The organism is Mesorhizobium sp. M1A.F.Ca.IN.022.07.1.1 (genome assembly GCF_003997575.1).
Classification (GTDB): Bacteria; Pseudomonadota; Alphaproteobacteria; order Rhizobiales; family Rhizobiaceae; genus Mesorhizobium.
Genome location: NZ_RZST01000033.1, coordinates 20,146 through 27,760 on the forward strand (window position 1 = coordinate 20,146; position 7,615 = coordinate 27,760).

General features: G+C 61.4%; 7 protein-coding genes. 4 read left to right on the plus strand and 3 right to left on the minus strand.

Annotation, left to right across the window (positions count from 1 at the left end):
- Positions 1 to 38 precede the first annotated feature (38 nt).
- Together EOA75_RS34905 and EOA75_RS06645 are read left to right on the plus strand one after the other, a co-directional pair.
- Positions 39 to 944: a DUF4150 domain-containing protein gene (locus EOA75_RS34905; protein ID WP_245459676.1), complete on the plus strand. Its 906-nt coding sequence runs from the start codon at positions 39 to 41 to the stop codon at positions 942 to 944.
- Positions 945 to 955: 11 nt separating this feature from the next.
- Positions 956 to 1,798, plus strand: coding sequence for a hypothetical protein (locus EOA75_RS06645; RefSeq protein WP_127323905.1), 843 nt, complete (start codon positions 956 to 958; stop codon positions 1,796 to 1,798).
- On the opposite strand, the gene EOA75_RS06650 is transcribed toward EOA75_RS06645, so the two are convergent.
- The 3 genes from EOA75_RS06650 to tssI are packed head-to-tail and all read right to left on the minus strand — an operon-like array spanning position 1,789 to position 4,907.
- Positions 1,789 to 2,145 carry a hypothetical protein gene (locus EOA75_RS06650; RefSeq protein ID WP_127323906.1) on the minus strand — a complete coding sequence of 119 codons (357 nt, stop codon included), beginning with the start codon at positions 2,143 to 2,145 and terminating at the stop codon, positions 1,789 to 1,791. The genes EOA75_RS06645 and EOA75_RS06650 overlap by 10 nt on opposite strands.
- Positions 2,145 to 2,570, minus strand: coding sequence for a DUF6484 domain-containing protein (locus EOA75_RS06655; protein WP_127215022.1), 426 nt, complete (start codon positions 2,568 to 2,570; stop codon positions 2,145 to 2,147). Before EOA75_RS06655 ends, EOA75_RS06650 begins: the two co-directional genes overlap by 1 nt.
- Before the next feature lie 9 nt (positions 2,571 to 2,579).
- Positions 2,580 to 4,907 (minus strand): type VI secretion system tip protein TssI/VgrG, encoded by a 2,328-nt coding sequence (gene tssI, locus EOA75_RS06660; RefSeq protein ID WP_127323907.1) that lies wholly within the window; start codon positions 4,905 to 4,907, stop codon positions 2,580 to 2,582.
- Between the two features lie 308 nt (positions 4,908 to 5,215).
- On the opposite strand from tssI, the gene tagH reads away from it, so the two are divergent.
- Together tagH and icmH are read left to right on the plus strand one after the other, a co-directional pair.
- Positions 5,216 to 6,298, plus strand: coding sequence for a type VI secretion system-associated FHA domain protein TagH (gene tagH, locus EOA75_RS06665; RefSeq protein ID WP_127323908.1), 1,083 nt, complete (start codon positions 5,216 to 5,218; stop codon positions 6,296 to 6,298).
- A 276-nt stretch (positions 6,299 to 6,574) separates the two neighbouring features.
- On the plus strand, positions 6,575 to 7,615 hold a 1,041-nt coding region (gene icmH, locus EOA75_RS06670; protein ID WP_164747295.1), incomplete at its 3' end, for a type IVB secretion system protein IcmH/DotU.

The following is a 7,615-nucleotide window of genomic DNA, read 5'->3' on the forward strand; positions in this document are numbered from 1 at the left end:
ACGGCCTCGAGGTCGCATGCAAAGCACAAGCCAACAAGGTGATCGCTGCCTTTCCGGACGTCTGCTTCACTCCACCTGAAAATCCCGCAACTCCGCCAGGCGTACCCATTCCCTATCCCTCGTTCGGACTCGATTCCGACACCGACAATGGCACCGGCACCGTCAAGATCGGTGGCCAGACCATCACCCAGAAGAACAAATCGTACTATACCAAGACCAGCGGCACTGAGGCCGGGTGCGCGGCTAAGAAGGGCGTGATCACCTCGGTTAACACTGGCAAGGAGTATGCCGTCGCCTGGTCGGGCGACGTGAAGGCGGATGGCGAACCAGTCAGCCGCATGACTGACCTGTCGACCAACAATCATGCTTCACCGACCGGCAATGCACCGCCTTGGCCGAAGATCGGAAAGTTGAAAGTTGGCAAGCAGTCCTGCACCTCGATCCTGGCAAAGCTCGGCATGAAGGTGCACCGCTATGGCGACGCAAGCAAGGAATGCGCGTCCAACCAGCAATCGGACCACATCCTGCAGAACGCCTGTTTCCAGAATTCGCGCGGCGGCCAAGCCATCAGCACAACGCCCAGCTATACGATGAACGATGCGCCCTGCGTCTGCCTGGAAGACGCCACCGATCCGAACACCGAGCATGGCCGCAAGACAGCCGCTCAGGGCGAATGGGCAAAGGCACAGCGCGCGAAAGGCACGAACCCAACCTACGAGGAAGTTCGAGAAGCCAATATGGAGGCCATGAAAAAGGCCAAGAACATCCCGGACGGACCACGAGGCAAGGAGCACCCCGCCATCGAATGCCTGAGGATGATTTGTGACATTCACTTCAAGGAGATGATGAGCGGACCTGAGAAAAACAAGGACAGCACCGAGGCGCGCGCACCAGCGACCGGAAAGTTCAAACCTACCCCATCGAGCACGGTTCGCAGACGCTAAGGAGAGATAACATGGCTGACTACAGCGTAACGGTAAACGGCACCGTTGCAGCGGATGATGGAACCATTTTCTCCGCCGTCGCGTATTACGACGGAGAGAGTTTCTACTCGTTCGTCATCTCAGAATCCGACGTTGCCAGCGACGACAATCAGACCGATCGAATTTACGAAAAGCCAAGTTGGTTCACCGATATATGGCGTTCCAGTTCCGGTCGTCTCTATGTGTGCGACGACAATGGCGTAGTGCATTCGGGTTCGGGGACTGAATGGACGGAAAGCCAGGTCTCGCCTCGTCACTTGAATACCGTCTGGGGCTTCGACGACAACACCGTCTATGCTGGTGGATCTGAGGGGGTTGTCTATCGATGGGACGGCGCACGCTGGTCCGCGGTTAGCCCTGCGCTCGGTAACACCATTCTCTGCATCGCAGGGTCGTCGCCGAGCAACCTTTATGTGTCCGGCGAAGGAGCGCTTCTCTGGCACTATGACGGTAGACAGTGGACTCAGATCCAGTTGCCGACCAACGCAATCTTGGTTGGGCTATTGGTACTGTCGGCGACCGACGTCCTGGTCTCCGGCAGCGCAGGGACCCTATTTCGAGGCGGCGGTCTTGCCTGGACCGATGTTTCGCAACGTGGTCGGGACTTCTACAAGATGGCGTTTTACCGAAAGGCAATACACATTGCCGGTGGCGGTCAAGGCGTGTTCACGTTCGACGGGGTTACGGTTTCCACCCTGAAGCACGGCTTCCCCGTCTATCGGCTGTCATCCAATCGCAAATATCTGACACTGGCGGGAGGCAACTCCGCCATAAGATATGACGGCTCTGAATGGGTCGGGCCCGACTACACCTGACGGCTTGAAGTAGGTTTGGGCTTCGCAGCAAGGTAAGCCCGCACCCTTCCAAGATCGAGATCAACAACCCGCAATACCTCTTTGACAGACAGCATGCGCAGGACGAACAATTCGCCGGCTTCGGGATACTCGGCGTAGCGCTCCTTTGCGATTTCGCGACCGACCTCGCCCGAAATGCGCAGCCCATCAAGGTGTGCTTCCAGACGCTCGATGAGTCGAGCAAGCCGTTCCTCATCCATGTCCGGATTCTTGCCGGGATTGAGCAAGTTGTAGTCGTATACCGTCCAAAGGAACGCGGCCATCTCCGCGTGCTGGCGGACAATCTGGCGAAGGATGGGCGCAGGCATCAGTTCAGATTGACGGAGCCGCCGCGGATGCGGTTGGCGGCACTGGCGTGGCTCGTGACATAGGTGCCGCGGATGGTTATATGCCCATCCTTTTCCATGATGATCGTAGCCTTGCCGCAACGCAGTTCAAGACGGTCATTCGCGGTGATCCGCATTCGCTCTCCGTCTCGGATGATGTGCGGAACATTTGACCGGTGCGCTGGATCGATGATGCGCCCGACAATCAGCGGCCGACCGGGATCTCCGTCCTGAAACAACAGCGCTACCTCCGCGCCGATCATGTCGGAGGTCAGTTCAGCGAGGCTGCGCGCGGCCACCGCTGTCTCCCGAGGGTTTCCCGGGAAGACGACAAGGGGCGCATCCTCGCCGAAGCCCAGGAAGATGCCAATCACCACGCCGTCAATGCGCTCCACGGTCGTCGTCATCAAAGCCCCTCAGTTCTGCTTTATCTCCGAGCCTTTCATGGTGATGTCGCTCGATGCCTTCACATTGATCTTGCCGGACCCGCTGACGGAAATGTCCTTGCCGGAGATATTGATAGTGCCGTCCTTCTTCATCGCGATAGCGGCAGAGCCGCATGTAATGGTGATGGCATCGCCAGCTTCAATGATGAGGGTTTTGCCTACCTTTATGGCTCCGTCCTCACCCACCTGCACGAGACTGCCTTTCGCTATTTTCAAGGCCCGCGAACCGCCGACATCGGTCGCATCGTCCTCAGCTATCTTGGCGTTCCGCCCCTTCCCGATCTCGGAGGCATGCGCCCCACCTATCTTGAAGCTCTGATTTGCGCCAACGTCCACCGATTGATTGGCCGCTACCGTCCAGCTGTCATCGGCACCGATCTGATGACTCTGTGCCGTTCCCACAGTGACAGATCGCGACGCCCCGATCGTGTTCGTCTGCGAGGCGCCCACCGTCCTCGCTTCAGCCGCCCCCACCGTATCGACGCGCGCGGCCCCCACCGTCACCGTCTGCACCAGCCCCACCGTCTGCGAGTGGTTGGCGTCGATATTCTCCGTCGAATTCGCCACGACATGGATGGTCTCATTCGCATGGACCGTTAGCTTACGGTTCGCGCCCACCGTTTCGGTGTCGTTGCTGCCGATGTTGGTGGTCTGGTCGACGCCGATCTTGACCGTCTTGTTGTTGCCGACGTCCTCATCGAGGTTGTGGCCGACGGAGTGCTTGGCGTCATGGTCGATGCGGTCGGACTGGTCGTGCTGGACCAGCTTGTTGCGGTCGTGCTTGATCAGCAGATGGTGGTCTTTCTGCGCCTGGAAATTGACCAGCTCGGAGCCGGCCTTGTCCTCGAACATCAGCTCATTGTAACCGCCGCCGCCCTTCGAGGAATTGGACTTCCAGCCCGATTGCGTCGCATTGCCCGGCAGCCCGTAGGGCGGCATCTGCGACGCGTTGTAGACCCGGCCAGTGATGATCGGCAGGTCCGGGTCGCCTTCGATGAAGTCGACGATCACCTCCTGGCCGATGCGCGGGATCTGGATAAAGCCCCAGCCGCTGCCGGCCCAGGTTTGCGACACCCGCACGAAGCAGGAAGAGTTCTGGTCCTTCTTGCCGAGGCGGTCCCAGTGGAACTGCACCTTCACGCGCGCATACTTGTCGGTGAAGATTTCTTCGCCCGAAGGGCCGACCACCGTCGCCGTCTGCGGACCGCGCATGATCGGTCGCGGCGTGATGCGCGGCGGCCGGTAGGGCAATTTGGTGGGCGCCACGCCGAGCACCACCTTGAAATTCTCGCTATGGGCCTCGTTCTGGGTCCGGTAGCCCGGGTCGAACAGCCGGTATTCGGCGCTGATCACCAGATAGTCCTGGTTCTGGTCGTCGCGCGGAAAGCTTTCCAGCTTGAACTTGCAGCCGGAGAAAAGGCCGCGCACGGTGCCCACCGCCGTGCTGCGCTGGTGCACTGCCTGGAGTTCCTCGCGGCGAATTCCCGCAATCGTGTCGCCTCGCCCGACGTCGAGATGCGCGCCGGGCTGACGGTAGTTCTCGCCCGCGGCCTCCTTGTGGCTGAACGGCTGGGCGGACTTCGCCATCAAATCCGCGCCGGGCTTCTCGAAATCATAGTCGGTGTGTGCATAGGCCCCCGGCCGCACCGCGCTGCCGGGAATCCATTCGGTGATGTATTCGACGTCGCGTCGCGAGCCCTGGCCCTCGAAATTGTAGAGCACCTTCTCGTAGCCGGGTGCCGGCTTCAGCTTGCTCATCGCGTCGCAGAGCACCAGGGTATGCTTGCCCTCGTCATGCTCGAAGAAATAGAAGATGCCCTCGTGCTCGAGCAGCCGCTGCACGAAATCCAGATCGCTTTCGTCATACTGGACGCAATATTCGCGCTGCGGGTAAGACCCTTGCAGCCGCTTCTCGAATTTCGCGATGCCGTATTTCGAGAAGATTTTCTCGACGATCTCGACCGCCGTCATATTTTGAAAGATGCGGCAATCGGTGGTGTTGCCGAGGAACCAGAGCCATGGCCTGACCATCGCCTCATAAAAGGCGAGCCTGTCCTCGATGCGGATGAGCTTGAATTCCGACACAAGGCCGCTGAACCAGCGTTTCGGATCGGATTCGCCCTCGACCGAAACGACGCCGCCCAGCATCTTCAGCGGATCGACGTCATGGCTCTTGGAGACGAAGCCGATCGTATAGGCGAAACAACGGCTGATCTCGTCGCGCCCGACGAGATGGGTGAAGGTCAGCACATCGCCGCCAACGGGCGTCTGCACAACCGTGGCGCGTTCGTTCGGCATGGGTCGTGCCCCTCCTGGACGCGGCCGCCAGTATGATGGATTGAAGCCCCCGCTATGTTAACCGCATCACGTTCGGGAACTTTTCGCACCCACCGCACCGGACCTTTTTCAGCCTAGCACATGTTTGGTGGCGGCCAAATAACAGCTGTGGCTAAACCCGACATGCGCCGGTGTGAAACGCTCCTCTCCCGCCGCGCTCGCAAGCTGCTAGAATGCCAGAGCAATTCTCGGAACAGCGCATAGCGATTTTCCGTTCGGAGTTGCGTGAAGAATAAGCATTTGTTGACCAAGTTCGGCGACGCTTCCGGATGTTCATCTCGCTCCAGATCAGCAATGTCGACAGGCTGCCATCCGGCGCCGCCGCGAGCTACGCCGCCCGCGACCGCAGCTTCGAGATCGGGCGCGAGAATTGCGACTGGACGCTTTCCGATCCGGACAAGATCATTTCGGGCCGGCATTGCGAAGTCCGTTTCCAGGCGGGCGGCTTCTGGCTCTACGACATCTCGCGCAACGGCACTTTCGTCAACGGCTCCAGCCAGCGCATGGCCGGTCCGCACCGGCTGTCGCATGGCGACTGGATGCTGATCGGCCGCTATGTCGTTGCGGTATCGATTGACGAGGAAGGCGCCGCCGCCGCCCATCCGCGAACCCGGCCCGCGTCGACGCAACGCGAGCTGCCGCCATCGACGGGCAGACCGCTGGAGCTCGGCAAAGAGCCCTTCTTCAGTCGGACGGAGCAGCGGCCCGGGCGGGGGGCGGCATCGACATCTTCGGCGCTGCGGGCGCCTCCGACGCCGGTAAAGCAGGGTAGCCAGCCCGCGGGAACCGATATGCTGCTGCAGGATATCGCGAAGGCGGCCGGCATTTCGCCTGACCTGCTTCAATCGCGCGATCCGCATGAGGTAGCCGCCGAGATCGGCACCGTGCTCAGAACAACGGTCGAGCAGTTGTCGCTGCTGCTCAAGGCGCGCGCGGCGGCCAAAGTGCTGGCCAAGAGCGCCAACCGCACGATGATCGGCGCTGAAAACAACAACCCGCTGAAATTCGTTCCCGGCACCGACGACATACTGGAGATCATGTTCGCCAAACGCCGGACCGGCTATCTCGACGCCGCGCAGAGCGTCGAGGACGCCTTCCGGGACCTCAAGACGCACGAATTGGCCACTTATTCCGCCATGCAGGCGGCGCTTTCCAGGCTGCTCGACGACCTGTCGCCGGAGGCCATCGCCAGGAAGCTGCCGCCGGCCTCCTTCTCATCCAAGAAGAGCCAGGCGTGGGATGCCCTCGTCGCCACCTGGCGGACGATGGAGGAGAAGCATGAAAACGGCATGCTCGACGTCTTCCTGGCCTATTTCAGCGAAGCCTATGCCAAGGCCAGCAAGCAGAAGTAGGTGGACCCGGGGCTATGTGACCGGTCTCACAGAAGAAAGCGCTGCTTCGAGCATCCTGCTTTCCGATTTCAATCAGCTGCCTGTACGGTTAGGATAACGTACGGAAGCTTGCCTGGCGGGCAAAGCGGCGTGGCTTGGGGCGTGTGCAGCAATGTCATGTTTCGGCGAGATGAGCCTTTCCATTCGGCCCGCCCCCAAAGCTCGGCATGAAAAGCCGGAAGCCGACCTCATTTCCAGTCAAGGAAATGGTCGTCGCGCCGCGACGGTGGATCGCCGATGAGTTCGAAGGACGATCCCTCCCGGCCGGCGGACAAGACCGTCATCCGAGCGCCACGGCCTAGACAACGCTCGCCCGCGGCTCCCGCGAGTTCTTCTTCGGCTGGCGCTGAGCCCGCTGCGACACCCGCCAGGGAATCGACGGTTTTCGACCCCGGCGTCGGCCGGCGGATGCCGACCGGTTGGTCCTCCGGAACCGTGGTCGTTCAAAACGCGGTTCCGGGGGCTGCCGCTGCAGCGGCGGCGCCCGCGTTGCAACAGGAAATCCTGCTCAACGCCGCGGATGGCGTGAAATACGCCGCGGCAAATCCAACCCTCGCGGCCGCGGCGCCCCTGCTGGTGCTCTTCGGCCAGTTGCGGCTGATGCTGGTCGAGCGGCAGGCGGCCCCTTTGGCAGAGCACGTCGCCGAAGCGATCGAGACATTCGAGCGGGAGATGGCGAAAGCCGGCATCGCCGAGGAAGACGCGCGGATTGCTAAATTTGCTCTATGCGAGACCGCCGACGATCTGGTCGGCAACCTGCCCTGGCCGAAGGACGAGGGCTGGATCGGGCACAGCCTGGTGGCGCGGTTCTTCCACACAAAGCCCACCGGCGGAGCCGGGTTCTACGAGGCGCTGAACAATATCCTGGCCCGGCCGGAGGGTCATCACGACCTCCTCGAACTGATGCATGCCTGCCTGTCGCTCGGGTTCGAGGGCCAGTATCGTGGGAGGGTCGGCGAACGGGACGCGCTCGAACGCGTCCGGCGCGACGTCTACGACACGATCCGCTATTTTCAACCGCGCGCCGGGGACGACATCTCGCCCCATTGGCAAGGCATGGCGGCGGCGCTGTCAAAGCCCCGGGCGCGGTTGCCGCTATGGGCGGTCGCGGCCGCCGCGGCGACGCTGGTGACGGCGGCCTTCTTCGGGCTACGGATCCTGATCACCGACGAGGGCGACGCAACAGCCGTCGAATTGCTGGCGCTCAATTCCTCGACGCCGGTCACCATCGAGCGCGCGAGCGTCGCTCCGGTTGCCGAGCCGGCTGTAGCCTGTCTC

What these genes read in the sequence shown, in the direction of transcription:
- EOA75_RS06650 (WP_127323906.1), bottom strand. Translation starts at nt 2,145, where the DNA reads ATGCCTGCGCCCATCCTTCGCCAGATTGTCCGCCAGCACGCGGAGATG.
- EOA75_RS06655 (WP_127215022.1), bottom strand. Translation starts at nt 2,570, where the DNA reads ATGACGACGACCGTGGAGCGCATTGACGGCGTGGTGATTGGCATCTTC.
- tssI (WP_127323907.1), bottom strand. Translation starts at nt 4,907, where the DNA reads ATGCCGAACGAACGCGCCACGGTTGTGCAGACGCCCGTTGGCGGCGAT.
- EOA75_RS06645 (WP_127323905.1), top strand. Translation starts at nt 956, where the DNA reads ATGGCTGACTACAGCGTAACGGTAAACGGCACCGTTGCAGCGGATGAT.
- tagH (WP_127323908.1), top strand. Translation starts at nt 5,216, where the DNA reads ATGTTCATCTCGCTCCAGATCAGCAATGTCGACAGGCTGCCATCCGGC.